General features: G+C 39.3%; 17 protein-coding genes, 2 tRNA genes and 3 rRNA genes. 10 read left to right on the top strand and 12 right to left on the bottom strand.

Annotated features, from left to right (window positions below; translation table 11 throughout):
• Nucleotides 1-4: 4 nt before the first annotated feature.
• Together KIP84_RS02785 and KIP84_RS02780 are read left to right on the top strand one after the other, a co-directional pair.
• Nucleotides 5-499 (top strand): DUF4442 domain-containing protein, encoded by a 495-nt coding sequence (locus tag KIP84_RS02785; protein ID WP_005804736.1) that lies wholly within the window; start codon nt 5-7, stop codon nt 497-499.
• Between the two features lie 76 nt (nt 500-575).
• Nucleotides 576-1,082 carry an ester cyclase gene (locus KIP84_RS02780; RefSeq protein ID WP_017400288.1) on the top strand — a complete coding sequence of 169 codons (507 nt, stop codon included), beginning with the start codon at nt 576-578 and terminating at the stop codon, nt 1,080-1,082.
• 70 nt (nt 1,083-1,152) lie between these two features.
• Here KIP84_RS02780 and KIP84_RS02775 read toward each other — a convergent pair whose 3' ends face one another.
• The 3 genes from KIP84_RS02775 to KIP84_RS02765 are packed head-to-tail and all read right to left on the bottom strand — an operon-like array spanning nt 1,153 to nt 2,905.
• Complete coding sequence (locus KIP84_RS02775) at nt 1,153-1,569, bottom strand: acyl-CoA thioesterase (protein WP_002116010.1); 417 nt, start codon at nt 1,567-1,569, stop codon at nt 1,153-1,155.
• 1 nt (nt 1,570) lies between these two features.
• Nucleotides 1,571-2,008, bottom strand: coding sequence for a thioredoxin TrxC (gene trxC / locus KIP84_RS02770; RefSeq protein WP_003655112.1), 438 nt, complete (start codon nt 2,006-2,008; stop codon nt 1,571-1,573).
• A complete protein-coding gene (locus KIP84_RS02765; protein ID WP_075383769.1) occupies nt 2,009-2,905 on the bottom strand; it encodes an alpha/beta hydrolase in 897 nt (298 codons plus the stop codon). It abuts the gene before it with no gap.
• A gap of 192 nt (nt 2,906-3,097) precedes the next feature.
• Here KIP84_RS02765 and KIP84_RS02760 point away from each other — a divergent pair, with 192 nt between their 5' ends.
• The 3 genes from KIP84_RS02760 (at nt 3,098) to KIP84_RS02750 (ending at nt 6,451) form a co-directional block, all read left to right on the top strand.
• Nucleotides 3,098-3,433, top strand: coding sequence for a TIGR01244 family sulfur transferase (locus tag KIP84_RS02760; protein ID WP_002116083.1), 336 nt, complete (start codon nt 3,098-3,100; stop codon nt 3,431-3,433).
• Between the two features lie 365 nt (nt 3,434-3,798).
• Nucleotides 3,799-4,995 (top strand): hypothetical protein, encoded by a 1,197-nt coding sequence (locus tag KIP84_RS02755; RefSeq protein ID WP_213689280.1) that lies wholly within the window; start codon nt 3,799-3,801, stop codon nt 4,993-4,995.
• An 82-nt stretch (nt 4,996-5,077) separates the two neighbouring features.
• Nucleotides 5,078-6,451, top strand: a complete 1,374-nt coding sequence (locus KIP84_RS02750; RefSeq protein WP_086393606.1) for a dihydrolipoyl dehydrogenase — start codon at nt 5,078-5,080, stop codon at nt 6,449-6,451.
• 62 nt (nt 6,452-6,513) lie between these two features.
• On the opposite strand, the gene KIP84_RS18960 is transcribed toward KIP84_RS02750, so the two are convergent.
• From KIP84_RS18960 to KIP84_RS02715, 7 genes are all read right to left on the bottom strand, one after another.
• The gene (locus tag KIP84_RS18960; protein WP_336031740.1) at nt 6,514-7,044 is read right to left on the bottom strand and encodes a hypothetical protein; all 531 of its coding nucleotides are present in this window, start codon (nt 7,042-7,044) and stop codon (nt 6,514-6,516) included.
• Nucleotides 7,045-7,180: 136 nt separating this feature from the next.
• Nucleotides 7,181-7,295 (bottom strand): 5S ribosomal RNA (gene rrf / locus KIP84_RS02735).
• 32 nt (nt 7,296-7,327) lie between these two features.
• A complete protein-coding gene (locus KIP84_RS18915; protein ID WP_017481231.1) occupies nt 7,328-7,462 on the bottom strand; it encodes a hypothetical protein in 135 nt (44 codons plus the stop codon).
• 21 nt (nt 7,463-7,483) lie between these two features.
• A 23S ribosomal RNA gene (locus KIP84_RS02730) occupies nt 7,484-10,374 on the bottom strand.
• 340 nt (nt 10,375-10,714) lie between these two features.
• Nucleotides 10,715-10,790: transfer RNA gene (locus KIP84_RS02725), tRNA-Ala, on the bottom strand.
• Between the two features lie 55 nt (nt 10,791-10,845).
• Nucleotides 10,846-10,922, bottom strand: a tRNA-Ile gene (locus KIP84_RS02720).
• 59 nt (nt 10,923-10,981) lie between these two features.
• Nucleotides 10,982-12,519 (bottom strand): 16S ribosomal RNA (locus tag KIP84_RS02715).
• Together the 16S, 23S and 5S rRNA genes with 2 tRNA genes alongside form the textbook arrangement of a ribosomal RNA operon.
• 541 nt (nt 12,520-13,060) lie before the next feature.
• Here KIP84_RS02715 and KIP84_RS02710 point away from each other — a divergent pair.
• Genes KIP84_RS02710 through KIP84_RS02700 form a run of 3 tightly spaced genes read left to right on the top strand, consistent with a single transcriptional unit; the run spans nt 13,061 to nt 15,287 of the window.
• Nucleotides 13,061-13,564 (top strand): YfiR family protein, encoded by a 504-nt coding sequence (locus KIP84_RS02710; protein WP_002117836.1) that lies wholly within the window; start codon nt 13,061-13,063, stop codon nt 13,562-13,564.
• Nucleotides 13,565-13,569: 5 nt separating this feature from the next.
• Nucleotides 13,570-14,793, top strand: coding sequence for a diguanylate cyclase (locus KIP84_RS02705; protein WP_005065229.1), 1,224 nt, complete (start codon nt 13,570-13,572; stop codon nt 14,791-14,793).
• A gap of 14 nt (nt 14,794-14,807) precedes the next feature.
• Complete coding sequence (locus tag KIP84_RS02700) at nt 14,808-15,287, top strand: OmpA family protein (RefSeq protein WP_213689279.1); 480 nt, start codon at nt 14,808-14,810, stop codon at nt 15,285-15,287.
• 50 nt (nt 15,288-15,337) lie between these two features.
• Here KIP84_RS02700 and KIP84_RS02695 read toward each other — a convergent pair whose 3' ends face one another.
• The gene (locus KIP84_RS02695; RefSeq protein WP_005804928.1) at nt 15,338-16,348 is read right to left on the bottom strand and encodes a metallophosphoesterase; all 1,011 of its coding nucleotides are present in this window, start codon (nt 16,346-16,348) and stop codon (nt 15,338-15,340) included.
• Nucleotides 16,349-16,454: 106 nt separating this feature from the next.
• Here KIP84_RS02695 and KIP84_RS02690 point away from each other — a divergent pair, with 106 nt between their 5' ends.
• Complete coding sequence (locus KIP84_RS02690; RefSeq protein ID WP_005804927.1) at nt 16,455-18,080, top strand: phospholipase D family protein; 1,626 nt, start codon at nt 16,455-16,457, stop codon at nt 18,078-18,080.
• Here the strand turns inward: KIP84_RS02690 and KIP84_RS02685 are convergent, their stop codons facing one another.
• Nucleotides 18,081-18,890 (bottom strand): lysophospholipid acyltransferase family protein, encoded by an 810-nt coding sequence (locus tag KIP84_RS02685; RefSeq protein WP_005804926.1) that lies wholly within the window; start codon nt 18,888-18,890, stop codon nt 18,081-18,083. It abuts the gene before it with no gap.
• A 218-nt stretch (nt 18,891-19,108) separates the two neighbouring features.
• Between KIP84_RS02685 and hflX the strand changes: the two genes are divergently transcribed.
• Complete coding sequence (hflX, locus tag KIP84_RS02680; protein WP_213689278.1) at nt 19,109-20,452, top strand: ribosome rescue GTPase HflX; 1,344 nt, start codon at nt 19,109-19,111, stop codon at nt 20,450-20,452.
• Nucleotides 20,453-20,457 lie beyond the last annotated feature (5 nt).

The following is a 20,457-nucleotide window of genomic DNA, read 5'->3' as shown; positions in this document are numbered from 1 at the left end:
TCCCATGTCTCAATCCAATCGTCTATCAAAACTGGTAAAAGCAACTTCAAAATTCCCTAAAGGCATTCGGAGCACGCTTTGGAGCAAGGCGTTTGGTCGTATCGTACCAATGGTGGGTACAGCAAATATCCGCTATCTGGAAGTAGACTCAAACCACGTTACTGTCCGTTTAGATAACCAAAAAAATATGCAGAATCATATTAAAGGCGTCCACGCTGCGGCTATGGCGCTTTTAGCAGAAACTGCAACAGGTTTTCTAACTGGTTTACATATTCCTGATAATCGTATTTTATTAATCAAATCATTACATGTAGATTATTTAAAAGTGGTTGAAGGCGGTTTGACTGCTACAGCGACATTGTCTGCTGAACAACAAAAGTTTATTGCAGATAATGAGAAAGGTGAACTTGTGATTCCTGTTACTGTGATTGATGACGCAGGCAACGAACCAATTCAATGCCAAATGCTCTGGGCATGGTTACCTAAACGTAAGAAATAATAACTAATCTAAAGTATTTTTAGACGGTTATTTACCTCAAGATATAAAACTAATATTTTGTATCTTGAGGTTAAAAATGAAAAAAATATTAATTCTTTCCTCTTTATTTACCAGTTTAATATTTACAACAATAACGGCTCACGCGACTGAACCCAGCATTAAAACCAGTAAAGCAACTTCGGCTAAATCAGAAGCTATTGATAAAGTAAGTGCTCAAAACAAAAGAATAGTGACCGACTTTTATGAAGGTGTCTTTTTAAAACATAAAGTCAAAGAATATGCAGACCGCTATATTGGTCAACAATACATTCAGCACAATCCTAATGTTCCAGATGGGAAAGCACCTTTCGTTAATTTCTTCACTGAAAAATTCCAAAAGAATCCGCAAGCTAAAAATGAGATTAAACGTGCGATTGCTGAAGGTAATCTTGTCGTTTTACATGTCCATTCGACTGAAAATGAAAAAGATCGAGGAAGAGCAATTGTTGATATATTCCGTGTTGAAAATGGAAAAATCGTAGAGCATTGGGATGTGATACAAAATATTCCTGAGCAAAGCAAAAATACAAATACGATGTTTTAATTTCTAAAAACTAGTTTTTCTTTTGAATAAAAATTAAAGCCTGAATACTAATATTCAGGCTTTCTGATTCTTATTGAGTTTCCAAAAACTTCTGTTTCGCTTCTTCAGGTATTTGACGCTTATTACCTTTTACATCTACTGCTACAAAGGTAAAGACTCCTTCAGTAATGCGTATTGGTTCACGAGAGTCATCATGACTATCCCAAACTTCAATTTGCATCTGAATAGAAGTATTTCCAACTTTTAAGATCTTGGTATAGCAGCTAATGACAAAGCCAACTTTTACCGGAACCAAAAAGGTCATTTGATTAATAGAAATCGTAGCACAGCGACCACGACTGAAACGTTCTGCGTGAATTGCTCCAGCCAAGTCCATTTGTGACACAATCCATCCACCAAATACATCACCACTCCAGTTTGTATCTGCTGGCATGGCAATCGTTTGTAAGGATAAAATTCCTTCTGGTTTGGTATAAGCTTCTGACACCTTAGCTCCCGAAATTCGTTTGAAGTTGTTGATCGAGCCACTGTTGCAATTCAGGCGCACGTAATGCACCGCTAATACGCGCGACCTCTGTCGTTTTATTCATTAAGACAAGTGTCGGAATACTTCTCACATGAAAAGCTTGGCTCAAGCGAGGAGATTCTTCGGTATCAATCTTGGCAAAGATAACGCCTGGATTCTGTTTTGCGACCTGCGCAAAATGTGGAGCCATCATTTTACAAGGTCCACACCATTCTGCCCATAAGTCTATAAGAATAGGTAGATCACTATTCGTGATGTAGTTACTAAAATTTTGCTCATTTAGCTCAATAGGTGCAAGCGGTAGTAATGGCTGGTGACATTGCCCACAGCTTGGTTGCTCTGGAAGTTTTTCTTCCGGAACTCGGTTTTTAGCACCACACGATGCACATACAATAATCATTTACATCACTCCTATATGCTGATGTAAAAATTCTAATTGGGTTGTCACTGCTTTTTCAAACCATGAACCGTGATAGATATCAAAATGTTTCATATCCCATTCATGATAACTCACAAAAGGCGCAATATTTGTCGCAGCTTCACGGCTTGACTCAATAGGAATAAGCGAATCTTTTTGAGCAGCAATAAATAAAACAGGAATATTAATCTGGCGCACAACTTGAATTGGACGATATCGCATCAGATTAAAAAAGACACGAGCTGGGACTTCCCCACTCCAATAATAGTCAGGATTTACAATCGATAAATAGCCATAATAACTATCTGCAGTAGGCATAAAGCATAGGTTATGTTGATCAACAACAGGTAATCTCTTTGGATTAAGCCCCATCTTTGATCCCATATAATCCTGACTCGATAGCTTTAATGCTTGAGGATAGCGCTGCAAAGGATAGAGCTTGGCAGTTTCAGCGCCATCTACATAGGGAATTTGTACTAAAACCGCTTGAATATTTTTTAACTCAGAAGCTAGGCTTAGTGCATATCCCCCACTTAAAGAAGTTCCCCAAAGCACAATCCTTCGGTTATCTACGAATTTACAAGTCGAAGCATACTGAATCACCGTCTTCCAATCTTCTAATTGTGAATTGATTGAGACCATTTCTCTAGGCTTGCCAGTACTACCACCCCAATATCTGTAATCAAATAAAATAACAGCGTAACCTGCTTGAGCAAATCGCTGGGCATACTGAATGAGTTTAAATTGACGCAATCCAGCAAAACCATGCGCCATGATAATTACCGCAGATTTATTATTTGTTTTTGGAATATAAAAGTCAGCTGCGATCATTTCCTGATCACATGGAACATATAAAGGCTCAACCGTATAAGCGTGCATATGTGCTCCGTGGCATTATGGTCGAAGTAATGAATTTACAAAAAACATCCTGATCGCCTTTTAAAAATCTAGAGCTGTTCTATGACATAAGTTTTATCTATGTAGGAACAACGTTTTAGTGTCTTGTATCTCAGGTTAAGCTTAATGCTATGATACAGCATAAGAGGTTTTGTTAAATTTTGGAGTGACGAAATGTCAGATAATGTTGGTTTCGCAGGTCAAATTGGTCCAGAACACGTTGGCCAAGTTGTAGAAAAAGGATTTAAATCTATTATTAATAACCGACCAGATATGGAAGGCGGCCCAGAACAACCTACAAGCGCTCAGATTGAAGAAGCAGCACGTCAAGTAGGCTTAGACTATGTTTATCAACCTGTTGTAGCTGGACAAATTACTGAACTAGATGTACGTACTTTTGCTAATCATTATAATGAATTGCCAAAACCTGTGCTGATGTTCTGCCGCACAGGAAACCGTTCAAACAACCTATATCAATTAGCAAAACAAATGGATTTATTAGACGATTAAGTTTAAGAAATTGGCACTCTTTAAAACCCTATTTTCTTCTTTAAAGTAGGGTTTTTTGATAAATTATTTTGCATATCTCTGCACGAACTCAACAGAACTAAAAATAATATTAATTTAGAGTATTTATATCTTTTGATTCATTTATTAATTTTCTATGAATAAATTTATTTTCGTTCTTTTAAGCTGTTTAATCGTTAGCGCATGCTCCTCAATGCAAGTAAAACCTACTGTGGGAGTAACGATGGGTACACGTATTTAATCAGTTACACTGCCTATAAATATCATGAGCAACCTCATGAAATATATGTTATTTTATAAATCTAAAAAATTATTTTAAATAACTTATCATTTTAATGGGGATAATCATGAAACTTACTCAAGGAGTATGTGGAGTTACTTTGGCTGCTTTTTTGACAGCTTGTGGTGGGGGTGGCAATGATGGCTACTATAATCAAAATTCAAATTCTGGTTCTACAACAACACCAACCACTCCATCACCAGATCAGGAGTTAGCGACTTCAGTTTTAAATAATGTAAAACAAGAAGGGAAATATCTATTTGGTGCCTATGATCTTAATGATGAAAAGCAATCAAAAGGTTATATTGATCATGCACTAGATACCTTCGCTCAAGGACCACTTAAGTTAACCTTAGACATTCGAAAAGTAGATCTTACTAAGTACTCCGACCACTATCGAGATAAATGTTTTATCAAGAGTACTACAGACTACCGCGCCTGCTATGTATTTAAAGGGGAAGAAATAAAAACTTTACTCACTGGATATAATGATTGGGACTTTGATATTACAGCAGACGACTTGAAGAACATTAAACTGGCAAACGACAATATATCTCCGAACTTACAGGACTATCAATCAAATACCAGAATTTATATTTTTAAAAATGAAAATAATGATAAAAACTTTCAAGATGTAACTATTACAGGTGCGTTTGCTTATCCTTTCCAACAGTCATGGGGACTTGAACAAACCAAGCAAAAAAGATTCGTATTAATTAATGCTGCCACAAGTGATTATAAAATTACGACAACCGCTCTAGTTCAAGATCCAGAGACTGGCCAACCAACTGAAAAAGAAGTAACCACGGGTGCAATGAGTGTTTATAAAGATAATACATCAATTGATGGTGATCTCTATGTAGTTCAAAGTGGTTCTGGTTTCAACGTACTCATTAATGACAATCCTAATGTCCCTTTTGCAGAGCCAATTTCATTTGTTGTGAACTCTACTCCTGGCAATACAAACAATGCAACATATAAAGTAATGGCTAATAATCACCAAATATTGAGCCTACCAAATATTACTAGCCTTGAAGGAAGTCGAGTTGAAAATGAATCACCAACAACGAATGCACAGAAATTTAACGGCAGTATTTATTTAGAAGGACAAAATATTTTTACTTTCAAACAAAGCTCGAATGGCACTACATTAGACTTTAAGCATGTTATTAATGGGATAAGCATTGAAGGTCAGTCTATTAATCAAAATGGGACTGTTTCAACAACCCTAAAAACACCTTTTATGCAAAAATTTACATTTTAAAGCTAAATAATTAGGACGAAACCCTCTGTTTAAGAGGGTTTTTCTATATATTCTAAATATCTATTAAAATAGCTTAATGACAATGTTCGATATTATTATCATTGGCGCAGGTACTGCTGGTATTAGCGCATACAAAGAAGCCGTTAAACATACCAACAATATTTTAATTATAAATGATGGACCATGGGATACCACTTGTGCCCGTGTAGGCTGTATGCCAAGTAAAGTTCTCATCTCTACAGCAAACCGTATGTTTGATATTCAAAATGCTCAAGAGGTTGCTTTAGACGTATCTGCAAATATTAATACTAATCAAGTGATGCAGCATGTACAAAATTTACGTGATAGATTTACACAAGCAACTTTAAAAGATGTAGATCAATGGCCGACTGAGCATAAAATTTCTGGCAAAGCACATTTTATTGATGCACAAACTGTAGAAGTTAACGGAAAACAGTACAAATCAAAAAGTTTTATTCTGGCGGTTGGTTCAACTCCTAATTATGATCAAATTTGGAAGCAAGAATTAGGAAATCGGCTTATAACAACAGACCAAATATTTGAGTTAAAAACACTTCCTAAATCTATTGCTGTAATTGGTAGTGGTGTGATCGCTCTTGAGATTGCACAAGCTATGCATCGTCTAGGTGTAGAAACAACAATCTTCGCTCGCAGTAAACGAATTGGAATCCTAACTAGTTCTAGAGTTCAACAGCTTGCTCAAAAAGAGCTAGGAAAAGAATTAACAATTCTATTCGAGACTTTACCGAGTGAAGTTAAATGCAGTAAGGAAAACGCTGTATTAACTTACCAATTTGATGAAACAGAGAAAACTCTCGAAGTTGAATATGTTTTAGCTGCAACCGGCCGTACAAGTTTAATTGATACTTTAAAACTAGAAAATATTGATAATTCATTCAAAGATATTAAGTTATTACCTGTAAATGCTAAAACTAAGCAGCTAGATACATATCCAATTTTTGTTGTCGGTGACGCTTACACCTCAACACCACTACAACATGAAGCAGCTCATGAAGGTAAAAAAGTTGTTTATAACTGCTTAAATTATCCGCAGGTAAACTCAGTTAAGACACTTACTCCATTAGGAATTGTCTTTAGTCATCCTGAAATGGCGATCGTAGGTCAAAGTTATAAGCAATTAAAAGATGAAGGTATAGATTTTATTACAGGCGAAGCCTCTTATGAACGACAAGGAAGAGCTATAGTTCTTGGAAAAAATAAAGGTGCTATTGAAGTTTATATAGAACGAAAAAGCCAAAAGCTTCTAGGTGCTGAGCTATTTACAGAAGCAACTGAACATATGGCCCATTTATTAAGCTGGATAATCGGTGAAGAATTAACGCTAAATGATATTCTAGAGAAACCCTTTTATCATCCGACTTTAGAAGAAGGTCTTCGCACTGCTCTAAAGCATGCGCGTAGACAACTGAAATAATCGATTTTAGAAGAGCTCTTTATTAATAAAAATTGGCTCTTCTCTACTTCACATTGCTTTAATTAATTCATTTGATGGGAAATAACCGCAACTAATGAAGCATTCTTTTCAGATGAACTAGTATATATCCATGTTTCTAAAGCCTTCCCATTTTTAGAAATAATATAATTTGTTGTGGTCAAATTCTTATCTTTATATACTTCTTTTTTATAAGTTAGGCCCGTAGATTCTGGAGGTAGCCAGCTTTCTAAATTCTTCTGAATTTCAGTTGAATTTCCTTTATTTATAAATAATGAACATACGCCATTATCGAGTTGAGTAATAACAAATTTTCCTTCAGAGGAACTTATCATCCATGCATGACCATTATAATCTTTTAAAAAATGTGCAGCATATTCATTAGGCATTTGGATAAATCCCATATTTTTTGCTTGTTTATTTATTAATTCAGGATTTCCTCTAGAACTTACACAAATATTTAAAAAGGCTTTTGTACTATACAAACTTTTCACAGTTTCATTAGCATATATAGAACTACAACTGAGTATTGTAGACAATATGAAGGAAAATATTTTAAATTCTGAAAATTTCATGATTAATACTCTTATTATCATTTTAAATAATGTGATTTATATCATAATTCATTCTAAAGTTAGTCGGGGATTTAGATTTTTTTATCACAATAAAAAAACACCCCCATTCTTGCGAATGGGGGTGTTTGTAATAATGAGCTGGCGATGACTTACTCTCACATGGGTAACCCCACACTACCATCAGCGCTAAGAGGTTTCACTTCTGAGTTCGGGAAGGGATCAGGTGGTTCACTCTTGCTATGGTCGCCAGCACAACTGTTTATGGATACTTGCTTCGTTTTATTCACTGTGTGATACGTTGCGTTTTCCAAATTTTTACAGATGGGCTGATTGAATCTGATTTTTCGTTGTTCATTTTAGCTAAGTGTTTAACTAAATCAAGTTGCTTTGCATGTTTATGAATCGATTGATGCTTCATATACAACTGCTTGGGTGTTGTATAGTCAAGCCTCACGAGCAATTAGTATTGGTCAGCTTCACATATCACTATGCTTCCACATCCAACCTATCAACGTCCTAGTCTCGAACGGCTCTTTAGAGGAATAAATTCCTAGGGAAATCTTATCTTGAGGTAGGCTTCCCGCTTAGATGCTTTCAGCGGTTATCCCTTCCGAACATAGCTACCCGGCGATGCGACTGGCGTCACAACCGGTACACCAGAGGTTCGTCCACTCTGGTCCTCTCGTACTAGGAGCAGATCCTCTCAAATTTCCAGCGCCCACGGTAGATAGGGACCGAACTGTCTCACGACGTTCTAAACCCAGCTCGCGTACCTCTTTAAATGGCGAACAGCCATACCCTTGGGACCTGCTTCAGCCCCAGGATGAGATGAGCCGACATCGAGGTGCCAAACACCGCCGTCGATATGAACTCTTGGGCGGTATCAGCCTGTTATCCCCAGAGTACCTTTTATCCGTTGAGCGATGGCCCTTCCATACAGAACCACCGGATCACTAAGACCTACTTTCGTACCTGCTCGACTTGTGGGTCTCGCAGTTAAGCGCGCTTTTGCCTTTATACTCTACGCGTGATTTCCGACCACGCTGAGCGCACCTTCGTACTCCTCCGTTACTCTTTAGGAGGAGACCGCCCCAGTCAAACTACCCACCAGACACGGTCCTCGTCCCGGATAACGGGACAGAGTTAGAACCTCAACATTACCAGGGTGGTATTTCAAGGACGGCTCCATTGGAACTAGCGTTCCAACTTCAAAGCCTCCCACCTATCCTACACAAGTAAGGTCAAAGTTCAGTGTCAAGCTGCAGTAAAGGTTCACGGGGTCTTTCCGTCTAGCCGCGGGTACACTGCATCTTCACAGCGATTTCGATTTCACTGAGCCTCTGCTGGAGACAGCGCCGCCATCATTATGCCATTCGTGCAGGTCGGAACTTACCCGACAAGGAATTTCGCTACCTTAGGACCGTTATAGTTACGGCCGCCGTTTACTGGGGCTTCGATCAAGAGCTTCGCTTACGCTAACCCCATCAATTAACCTTCCAGCACCGGGCAGGCATCACACCCTATACGTCCACTTTCGTGTTTGCAGAGTGCTATGTTTTTAATAAACAGTTGCAGCGGCCTGGTTTCTGCGGCTGTCGTCAGCTCAGGAAGCAAGTTCCATCACCAACAACAGCGTACCTTCTCCCGAAGTTACGGTACCATTTTGCCTAGTTCCTTCAGCAGAGTTCTCTCAAGCGCCTTGGTCTACTCGACCTGACCACCTGTGTCGGTTTCGGGTACGATTCCTGTGTAACTGAAGCTTAGAGACTTTTCCTGGAAGCATGGTATCAGCCACTTCACTGTACAAGTACAGCTTGCTATCGGATCTCAGTATAGAGTACCCCGGATTTGCCTAAGATACATACCTACATCCTTCCACCTGGACAACCAACGCCAGGCTGACTTAACCTTCTCCGTCCTCTCATCGCATTACACAGAAGTATTGGAATATTAACCAATTTCCCATCGACTACGCCTTTCGGCCTCGCCTTAGGGGTCGACTCACCCAGCCCCGATTAACGTTGGACTGGAACCCTTGGTCTTTCGGCGAACGGGTTTTTCACCCGTTTTGTCGTTACTCACGTCAGCATTCGCACTTCTGATACCTCCAGCATACTTCTCAATACACCTTCATCGGCTTACAGAACGCTCCCCTACCACTTGACTAATGTCAAATCCGCAGCTTCGGCACATAGTTTTAGCCCCGTTACATCTTCCGCGCAGGCCGACTCGACTAGTGAGCTATTACGCTTTCTTTAAAGGGTGGCTGCTTCTAAGCCAACCTCCTAGCTGTCTATGCCTTCCCACATCGTTTCCCACTTAACTATGATTTTGGGGCCTTAGCTGGCGGTCTGGATTGTTTTCCTCTTGACTACGGACGTTAGCACCCGCAGTCTGTCTCCCGGATAGTACTCATAGGTATTCGGAGTTTGCATCGGTTTGGTAAGTCGGGATGACCCCCTAGCCGAAACAGTGCTCTACCCCCTATGGTATTCGTCCGAGGCGCTACCTAAATAGCTTTCGGGGAGAACCAGCTATCACCAGGCTTGATTAGCCTTTCACCCCTATCCACAAGTCATCCCCTGGCTTTTCAACGACAGTGGGTTCGGTCCTCCAGTTAGTGTTACCCAACCTTCAACCTGCTCATGGATAGATCGCCTGGTTTCGGGTCTATACCCAGCAACTAAACGCCCTATTAAGACTCGATTTCTCTACGGCTCCCCTATACGGTTAACCTCGCTACTGAATATAAGTCGCTGACCCATTATACAAAAGGTACGCAGTCACACCACGAAGGTGCTCCCACTGCTTGTATGCATGCGGTTTCAGGATCTATTTCACTCCCCTCACAGGGGTTCTTTTCGCCTTTCCCTCACGGTACTGGTTCACTATCGGTCAGTCAGGAGTATTTAGCCTTGGAGGATGGTCCCCCCATATTCAGACAAGGTTTCACGTGCCTCGCCCTACTCGTCATCATTATGTGTGCCCTTTCGTGTACGGGAATATCACCCTCTACGTTCGCACTTCCCAGAGCGTTCCACTAAAACACACATAACTTAATGGGCTGATCCCCGTTCGCTCGCCGCTACTGAGGGAATCTCAATTGATTTCTTTTCCTAAGGGTACTGAGATGTTTCACTTCCCCTCGTTCGCCTTGCAACACTATGTATTCATGTTGCAATACCTACCTTAAAGTAGGTGGGTTCCCCCATTCAGAAATCTCCGGATCAAAGGATATTTGCCGCCTCCCCGGAGCTTTTCGCAGGCTATCACGTCTTTCATCGCCTCTGACTGCCAAGGCATCCACCACATGCACTTAATTACTTGACTATACAACCCCAAACAGTCGATGTTACCTACAAGTTAGTAACTTCAACATTTCAGTTTAGAGTACTGTGTATTTAAACACTGTACAGCTTCAATCTAAATTCATATACCAAAACGCTTGATTCAGTTAATTTGCTAGTTCTCAATTCATCTAGATTAATTGCTTAATCTAAACTCTTGAGTGAACAATTTATTTCAGACTCAATTTTGCCAATCTGTTAATGAATAAACATGCCTTCGTCAGGTCATGCTTAATACCGTGATACTTAAATCACAGAAGTTAATAAACCAAGATCTAAATCTCTATTTACTAATTTCTGTAATCCGAACTTCTCTTAAGTTCTGGTGGAGACTAGGAGAGTCGAACTCCTGACCTCCTGCGTGCAAAGCAGGCGCTCTACCAACTAAGCTAAGTCCCCAGCTTACATCATCAGTCATGTATCCTTTATCTATAACTTCAACCAATCAAAGTCATGGTGGGTCTGACAAGACTTGAACTTGTGACCCCACGCTTATCAAGCGTGTGCTCTAACCAACTGAGCTACAGACCCTCAGATACATCTATGAAGAACAACTTGTTGTGGATTCTTACCAATCGTCAATCTTTCGTTAAGGAGGTGATCCAGCCGCAGGTTCCCCTACGGCTACCTTGTTACGACTTCACCCCAGTCATCGGCCACACCGTGGTAACCGCCCTCTTTGCAGTTAGGCTAGCTACTTCTGGTGCAACAAACTCCCATGGTGTGACGGGCGGTGTGTACAAGGCCCGGGAACGTATTCACCGCGGCATTCTGATCCGCGATTACTAGCGATTCCGACTTCATGGAGTCGAGTTGCAGACTCCAATCCGGACTACGATCGGCTTTTTGAGATTAGCATCCTATCGCTAGGTAGCAACCCTTTGTACCGACCATTGTAGCACGTGTGTAGCCCTGGCCGTAAGGGCCATGATGACTTGACGTCGTCCCCGCCTTCCTCCAGTTTGTCACTGGCAGTATCCTTAAAGTTCCCGACATTACTCGCTGGCAAATAAGGAAAAGGGTTGCGCTCGTTGCGGGACTTAACCCAACATCTCACGACACGAGCTGACGACAGCCATGCAGCACCTGTATGTAAGTTCCCGAAGGCACCAATCCATCTCTGGAAAGTTCTTACTATGTCAAGGCCAGGTAAGGTTCTTCGCGTTGCATCGAATTAAACCACATGCTCCACCGCTTGTGCGGGCCCCCGTCAATTCATTTGAGTTTTAGTCTTGCGACCGTACTCCCCAGGCGGTCTACTTATCGCGTTAGCTGCGCCACTAAAGCCTCAAAGGCCCCAACGGCTAGTAGACATCGTTTACGGCATGGACTACCAGGGTATCTAATCCTGTTTGCTCCCCATGCTTTCGCACCTCAGCGTCAGTGTTAGGCCAGATGGCTGCCTTCGCCATCGGTATTCCTCCAGATCTCTACGCATTTCACCGCTACACCTGGAATTCTACCATCCTCTCCCACACTCTAGCTAACCAGTATCGAATGCAATTCCCAAGTTAAGCTCGGGGATTTCACATTTGACTTAATTAGCCGCCTACGCGCGCTTTACGCCCAGTAAATCCGATTAACGCTTGCACCCTCTGTATTACCGCGGCTGCTGGCACAGAGTTAGCCGGTGCTTATTCTGCGAGTAACGTCCACTATCTCTAGGTATTAACTAAAGTAGCCTCCTCCTCGCTTAAAGTGCTTTACAACCATAAGGCCTTCTTCACACACGCGGCATGGCTGGATCAGGCTTGCGCCCATTGTCCAATATTCCCCACTGCTGCCTCCCGTAGGAGTCTGGGCCGTGTCTCAGTCCCAGTGTGGCGGATCATCCTCTCAGACCCGCTACAGATCGTCGCCTTGGTAGGCCTTTACCCCACCAACTAGCTAATCCGACTTAGGCTCATCTATTAGCGCAAGGTCCGAAGATCCCCTGCTTTCTCCCGTAGGACGTATGCGGTATTAGCATTCCTTTCGAAATGTTGTCCCCCACTAATAGGCAGATTCCTAAGCATTACTCACCCGTCCGCCGCTAAGATCAGTAGCAAGCTACCTCTCTCCGCTCGACTTGCATGTGTTAAGCCTGCCGCCAGCGTTCAATCTGAGCCATGATCAAACTCTTCAGTTAAAATCATTTTGCACCTTATTTAAAGACAAGGTGCCAATTCTGGCTCATCAATTACTGACTTAAATTTCGCTCAAATAAACTTCGAGTAATTTAAACCAATCAATCAATGAAAATTATTTCGATTAATCAATCAGTAAAAATCCACACAAGTTGTTCTTCAATTCTCTTAATGATCTTCTTCCTGGTTCGTCACCAGCAAGCTAGGTCGGCTATATTACTCTTAATCTCTTAAAAGTCAACAGGTAATTTCGATATTTTTAAAACTTATCTCTCAAACCAACTTACCATCAAATTCATCACTTAAAGCAATTAACTTAATCACAAGTAACTGTTTTTCAACAAGTTTCTATCTGCATCACCGCCGATGGATGTGCATTATAGACCATTAACTTACCTTTGCAACCCTTTTTTTAAATCAACACCATCAACTGGATACTTTTTAAGCTTTTCGGTCACTTTTAGATGAGATATTAAACTTTTTTTACGTTATCAACTTCATGTAGAATAGATTATTCGTGCAATAGTTTGGCATTAACTCACCATGTGGCAGTTCGCTAAAAAAGTATTTGTTTGCATACTTGTAGTGCTTGCTACGAGTGGGCCTTGTTATGCCAATTCAAAACATAATTTCTATGTACTTACTTTATCTATCCTAAGCTACAGTAAGTGGGAGAATGTAAATACTCCTACTCTTTGTGTAATTGATAATCCTTCTATTACATCTACTTTTCAATCTTATATCCAGCAAATGTCTTATAATTATCGTGTTCAAACTGTAAATGCGAAAGATTTTGCTCGGTCACATTGTCAGGCTGTCTATTTTTCTAGTACTTCTCCGCAGCAACAACAAAACCTTATTCAAAACTATCCTTATCATTCTTTACTTTCTTTAAGTATTAATAATTCAGAGTGCGAGATAGGAAGTATCTTTTGTTTATATACTCAGAATAATTACACTACCTTTAAAGTTAACTTAGATGCTTTAAGTCACTCCAAAGTCCATATTGATCCGAGAGTATTACTCTTGGCTAAGAATGCGGAGTAAGGGTCATGATATCAAAGTTGTATCAGTCCACTTCACTACACGCATTATTTAGAAAATCTCAATTTACTATTTTTGCTATTACTTTTTTTATTTGCTCTTTTACGTTTGTCTCAATTTCCGTTTTTACTATGGAAACTTATGCCAAACAGAATTTGCAATTGCTTAGTCATACTCTATTAGAGCGTATTCAGCCCGCAGTCGTGTTTAATGATAAAATTACAATAGAGCAGATTTTGAATGAATATACGAATGATCATTCAATTCGTACTATTCATATTTATGATTCAGAACATCATCTGATCGCCCAAAGTTTTAAATTATCAAGTCAAACTTCAATTTTAGAAGGCTGGTTTGATCACTGGTTTTTAAATGAGCCTGTTCATCTTACAATTTATCATCATGAGCAAAATGTAGGTGAACTTACACTTTTTGGTAGCTCTGAAAAAATATTGCAGTTCCTAAAAATGATTATGGTAGGACTTGCGATTGCAATGTTGTTTATTGTTTGCGCTTTATGGTGGTCAGTGAACTTAACTTATCGTCAAATTATGCAGGCTATTTACCCACTTACTAATATTGCTCAAATTGTAAGTGAACAAAAAGCTTATAATCTTCGTTTTCCTTATAACCGAATTAAAGAATTTCAAGATTTAAATACCGTTTTTAACGAGTTACTTGAAGAAATTCAAATATGGGATAACCAGCTACAAAAGGAAAATCGTAAATTATCCTTTCAGGCTCATCACGACCAACTCACCTTATTACCTAATAGACATTATTTTTACCAAATCCTTTTAGACATGTTTGAAGATAAAGGGTTTGATAATAAGTCTGCATTATTATTTATAGATAACAATAACTTCAAAGCAATTAATGACCAATTTGGCCATTTAGCTGGCGATGAAGTTTTAAAAGAAATGGCGAATCGCCTGCAAACTCGTTTGCGTCATCAAGATTTTATTGCAAGGTTAGGTGGTGATGAATTTGCTGTCATTTTGCATTCCATTAGTCATGCTGATCATTTAATATCTATTGCTGAAAATTTACTCGAAAGCTGTAAAGAACCTTTGCATCTAAATGGTCAAACCATTTACTTCAGTTTCAGTGTAGGTATTGCTTTATCACAATTTGCATCTAGCCCCGAAGATTTCATTATGCAAGCAGATCAAGCAATGTATAAGGCTAAAAATTCGGATGAACACTGGTTTATCTATAAACCTGAAAATTAAATTTAGGCTAATCTATGAATACAAGATCTTTAAAACTCTCTTTTATTGCATTGCTATGCATTACTCTTGCAGGGTGCCTGAGTTTTGGTCCATTAAAATATCGTCAAGTAAAATTGCTCAAAAAAGAAGGTTTCATTCTTACTGATGAAGGCTGGACTTTAGGTTTACCAGAACGCTTATTATTTGACTTTAATAATGCGCAGTTAAAACAGAGTCATGAAGCTGAGTTAGTACGTCTGGCAAATCAACTGAATAAATATGACCTGAATAAATTGAAAATTGTTGGTCATACTGATGATGTTGGTGATGCTACATATAACCAAAAGTTATCTGAAGAGCGTGCTCAAAGTGTGGCAAACCTTTTCTTAACACGTGGATTTAAAAAAGAAAACATCTACGTAATTGGTCGTGGTTCAACACAACCTTATGTGCCAAATACAACCAATGAAAACCGTGCGATTAACCGACGTGTTGCGATTGTCGTTATTCCATAAGTAAATTTAATTCATAAAAAAGCCAATCCTCTGTGATTGGCTTTTTTATTTTAAACTAGCTCAATAATATCAATGGTTGGTGGCACTCTGAAACGCAAAGGAATTCCAACCATTCCTGTGCCAACGGTAACAAAGACATCCGCATGCTCATGAGAGTAGAAACCGCGCTTATGACCTAAAATTGATACTTTTTTCATAATATAGTTAGTCAACCATGGAAGCTCTACCTGCCCTCCATGTGTATGCCCAGATAACATTAATGGTCGATTCGGTAATTTAGGTACCATATCTACCGTATCTGGGTTATGAGATAAAATTAACCAAGGCTTGTCTTGCGGTAAATCTGGCATAGAACGCATATCGGTTTTGCCTGCCCAGAGGTCACCAATACCAATCAAACGAAATTCTTCAAAATCAACAATCTTACCTTCGATATCAACAACTTCATTATAAAATAGGGCATCTTTTAATAGTTGCTGAATTGGTGGGCCAGGATATTGCTCATCATGATTTCCAGGAACCGAATATACAGGTGCCTGAATTTCTTTTAAAACTCTTAACTCTTCAATCAATCTGTCTTCCGGCTCATATGTCCAATCACCAGCGACTACCACTAAATCAGGTTGCTGTTCATTTAATTTTCTAACTATGGTTTTGAGCTGACGTTCATGCCCTGAAAATAAACCAATATGTAAATCTGCAATTAAGGCTACTTTTACTGGCTTATCAAAACTACGATCTGGGTTTAAGCGATATTGATGAGTATCGACACGCACTAAATGAGGTTCGATAAATCGGGCGTAAATTAACACGCCACTTAAGAAAAAGATGAAAATACCTTGATGAATTGAGTAGTAACCAATCCAAGCAGCATATAAATTAAAAAACCAGAGAGGAATAAGTAGATAAGAGAGATAAAATGCGAGTAGATGTACAAAAGCTTTAAATGGATGAATCGTCTCGGTTCGTGATTGATGAATCCAAGCCTCAGAAATTCCCCATAGAGCAAGTATTGAAAAAATAAAGTAAAAACAAAAAATGATTGAATTCGGATTCCACATTACGACTCTCGACTTATCTTACATTGATTGCTAGTAATCAAATTCAATATTTATCTTTCAATATGCACGAATTATACTCTAGCTCACCTTATCGTATGTACTGATTATGGCACAATCCTTTCATTCCAAACAGCTTCAAACGAATCAACAAGCTAAAGGCTTTTTGATAAAAGCCTCTATAGTCCTATGTTCAAGTTTTGCTGTGGGTTTGACAGGATGTAGTACTCTGCCAAAACATGGTGTTGAGCCTGTGCAATATGCAAAGGACATTGATACCTCTGAGACTTCACTTGCCAAAATTATTACACCTTTACGCCAGCAAAATCCAAAGTTAACGGGTTTCCATGTTCTAAATGATCCTCTGGAGGCTCTCGCGGCTCGACTTAGATTAATTGATAAAGCCGAAAAGACTTTAGACTTACAATATTACATTTGGGATAATGACAAAGTTGGTGCTTTAGCCTTGCACGCGATTATTCGTGCAGCTGATCGAGGTGTAAAAGTCCGACTTCTTATTGATGACAATAATGCAAAAAAAATGGAAGGGATTTTACTGGCCCTTTCTCAGCATAAAAATATTGAAGTTAAGCTTTTTAATCCCTACCGTTTCCGCAAATATCGTGCGATGGATATGGTGCTTGATTTAAAACGTATCAATCGTCGTATGCACAATAAAAGTTTTATTGCCGACAATGAGGTTGCTCTTATTGGCGGGCGTAACATGACCAATCAATATTACAATGTAAGCGATAGCTATCAGTTTTCTGATGTCGATGTAATGTTGGTAGGCGCTGCTGTTGATGATATCGTAAATTCGTTTGACGATTACTGGAATCATGAATATGCATATTCAGTTCAAAGTATCGTAAGTCCTGAGCAGCACCGTTTACGCTATGAAGGCTTAAAAGAACAACTCGAAGCACACTATCAACAAGCTACCGTCCAAAACTTTTTAAACTTAACCGCAAAATCTCATGCATTTGATCAATGGCTAAATCACAATATTCAATTTGATTGGGTCAAAGCAGAAGTCGTAAAAGACTCACCGGATAAAATCAAATCGAAAGCTAAGAAAGAAGAACACCTCAATTTCCAGTTAATTAATCATTTGGAAAAACCAGAAAGTAACGTTGACTTAATCTCTGCTTATTTTATTCCTGAAAAACAAGGTGCCAAGATTTTAAGCACGCTTGCCAAAGAAGGTGTTGAGGTTCGAGTTTTAACGAACTCTTTCAAAGCGAATGACGTTGCTGTTGTACATGCCTTTTATGGGAAATACCGTAAAGAGCTGCTTAAAAACGGCGTACAACTTTATGAATTTTTACCAACACCAGATAAAAGAGATTTAAATAAAAATACAGATGAGCTTGCCACTAAAGCTAAAGTAAATATGAAAGGGCTAAGCCGATCAAGTTTGCATACTAAACTTATGGCATTAGATGAGCAGGTTTTTATTGGTTCATTTAACTTTGATCCGCGCTCAGCTTACTTAAATACTGAAATTGGTGTGATTTTAGATAGCCCATCACTGGCTAAGACGATTCACCATACAATGGATGAAAATTTAAATAAGTATGCTTATAAATTAAAGCTCGACACTAACAATCATATTTATTGGCAGCAAGAAACTCCAAATGGTCCTGTAATTTATAGACAGGAACCTGAGATGAAATGGTGGCAAAAAGCAGGCATGAAATTTCTTTCATGGCTGCCACTTGAAGGATTTATGTAATTAGTTTTTTGGCTTAAGTACTTTTTGATGTAGTTGAGCCAAACCTTCTACCATTTTTTCTTGAACTTCGCGCGTTAAACTTTTGACGTCATGCCCTTCCACTGAAATAGGAGGCAAAGTTAACAGATGAGCTGTTACTTTAGGCATTTCAAGTACGCGTTGAATATGTTCGGCAAATGTCATGTCACCAATGAATGGCGCAACTGTATCTAATTGCCCATCGCGATTTACATAACAAATCAAACAAACCTGTACTGGACGCTGTGCTTCAATCGCTGCTCCTAGTAGTCGTCCATGTACTTTTTTAACAGAATGTCCATCTGTAGTTGTGGCCTCAGGGAAAAATAATACGGGAATATTCTGTTTTAAAAATTCAGCAATTTGCTCACGAATTCTGACGGAATCGCCAGATCCACGCTTAATAAATAACGTTCCACCACTTTTGGCTAAATTTCCAAGAATAGGCCAATTTTCAATTTCGGCTTTAGCCAGAAAGAAAACTCGTGCACCAGAACCTAGAACTGCAACATCTAGCCAAGAAATATGATTACTTACCCATAAAGCTGGTTCTCTAGGAATTGTGCCATGTACTTCTATATCTAAATTAAAAACCTGACATAAACGGCGGCAAAAGTATTGGACATAACGTGTATTAACAGGATTATTAGGATCTTTATAAAGCCCATGTCGATAAACTAGATAAAAACCTTCACTAATTGCGGCCGTGGCAGAAGTGACCTTTTTTCCGTATAAACCTATTTTTGATAATTTCTTTAACGTTGAATTAACTATACTTTGCGTTTGAGCCATAAAATTTCACTAACGATTAATCATTGTTATACCCATCTCAAGTCATTCTATACGTTTCGTAATAAACTTGCATTGACGTTAGAGAACGGCAAATAAAATAAATCTGAACACTAGGCTAATCTCATGTAACTAATCTAAAGGATAAGAACAAACGCTTTCCCCTTTTGCTTAAGTTTCCTCTAGAATAAAGTTTTCCCATTTTCAGGATTTATAGCCACGTGGAATATGTTGATCGGCATCAAGGCGGTGAACGCACAATCTTAGTGAGTGTTTCTGTACAATTATTAGATGATCTGGATGCCGAAGAGTTTGCTCTACTTGCACAGTCTGCTGGTGCAGATATCCTTGAACATATTAAGGTTCAGCGTAATAAGCCTAATCCTAAATTTTTTATTGGCTCCGGAAAAGTCGAAGAAATTGCAGAGCAAGTTCAGGAACTAGAGGCAAGTCTGGTTATCTTTGACCATGCGTTATCACCTGCTCAAGAACGAAATTTAGAAAGAATATTAAAATGCCGAGTTATTGACCGTACAGGCTTAATTTTAGATATTTTTGCGCTGCGTGCCCGTACGCATGAAGGTAAGTTACAAGTCGAACTTGCTCAGCTTAAACATTTATCTACTCGTCTTATTCGGGGTTGGTCTGCCGATTTTGAACAACAAAAAGGTGGTATCGGCTTACGTGGTCCCGGTGAAACACAACTAGAGACAGATCGCCGTCTCATTCGTGTTCGTATTACCCAATTAAAAGATAAATTAGACAAAGTACAACAGACTCGTATGCAAGGGCGTGCTGCAAGACAAAAAGCAGCTATTCCAACGGTTTCATTAGTAGGTTATACCAACGCTGGTAAATCGACTTTATTTAATATTTTAGCTAATAGTGATGTCTACGCAGCTGATCAACTATTTGCAACACTTGATCCAACCCTACGCCGTTTAGACTGGGATGGTATCGGTACTGTTGTGCTAGCAGATACAGTAGGTTTTGTACGAAACTTACAGCATGATTTGGTTGAATCATTTAAAGCAACACTTGAGGAAACACTAGAAGCGACCCTTTTACTGCATGTTATTGATAGTAGTAGCCATGACATGCTTGACCAAATTGAAGCGGTTGAAGGCGTATTAAAAGATATTGGTGCTGATGCTCCCGTACTTCGGGTGTACAACAAAATTGATCTAAGCGGTGAAGAGGCCAAAATTATTTATGCTGAGCCCCACGTCCCAGATCGAGTGTATGTTTCAGCTCATTCTGGTCAAGGTCTAGAGTTACTCCAAAAAGCAGTACAAGAATGCTTAATGGGCCAAATTCAAAAGTTTTCACTCGTTCTTAAGCCTGCTTATGGCAAATTACGTACTCAACTTTATGCCTTAAATGTGATTGAGTCTGAACATTATGATGATGCGGGCTTATTACATATTGATGTGAAGATTGCACCACATAAGTTAGAAAAGCTTATTCGCCAAGCAAAACTGCCCTTAGAAGAAATCTTGGGAGAACGCGCTAATCAATTTAAGCGACCATTGGAAGAGTTTGAAATCAAGGGCGAGATCAGTTAAAACTC

Origin of the sequence: Acinetobacter sp. BHS4 (genome assembly GCF_018454425.1) — a bacterium.
In the GTDB taxonomy this organism is placed as follows: Bacteria; Pseudomonadota; Gammaproteobacteria; order Pseudomonadales; family Moraxellaceae; genus Acinetobacter; species Acinetobacter pittii.
This window is presented reverse-complemented; position numbering and strand designations above follow the sequence as displayed.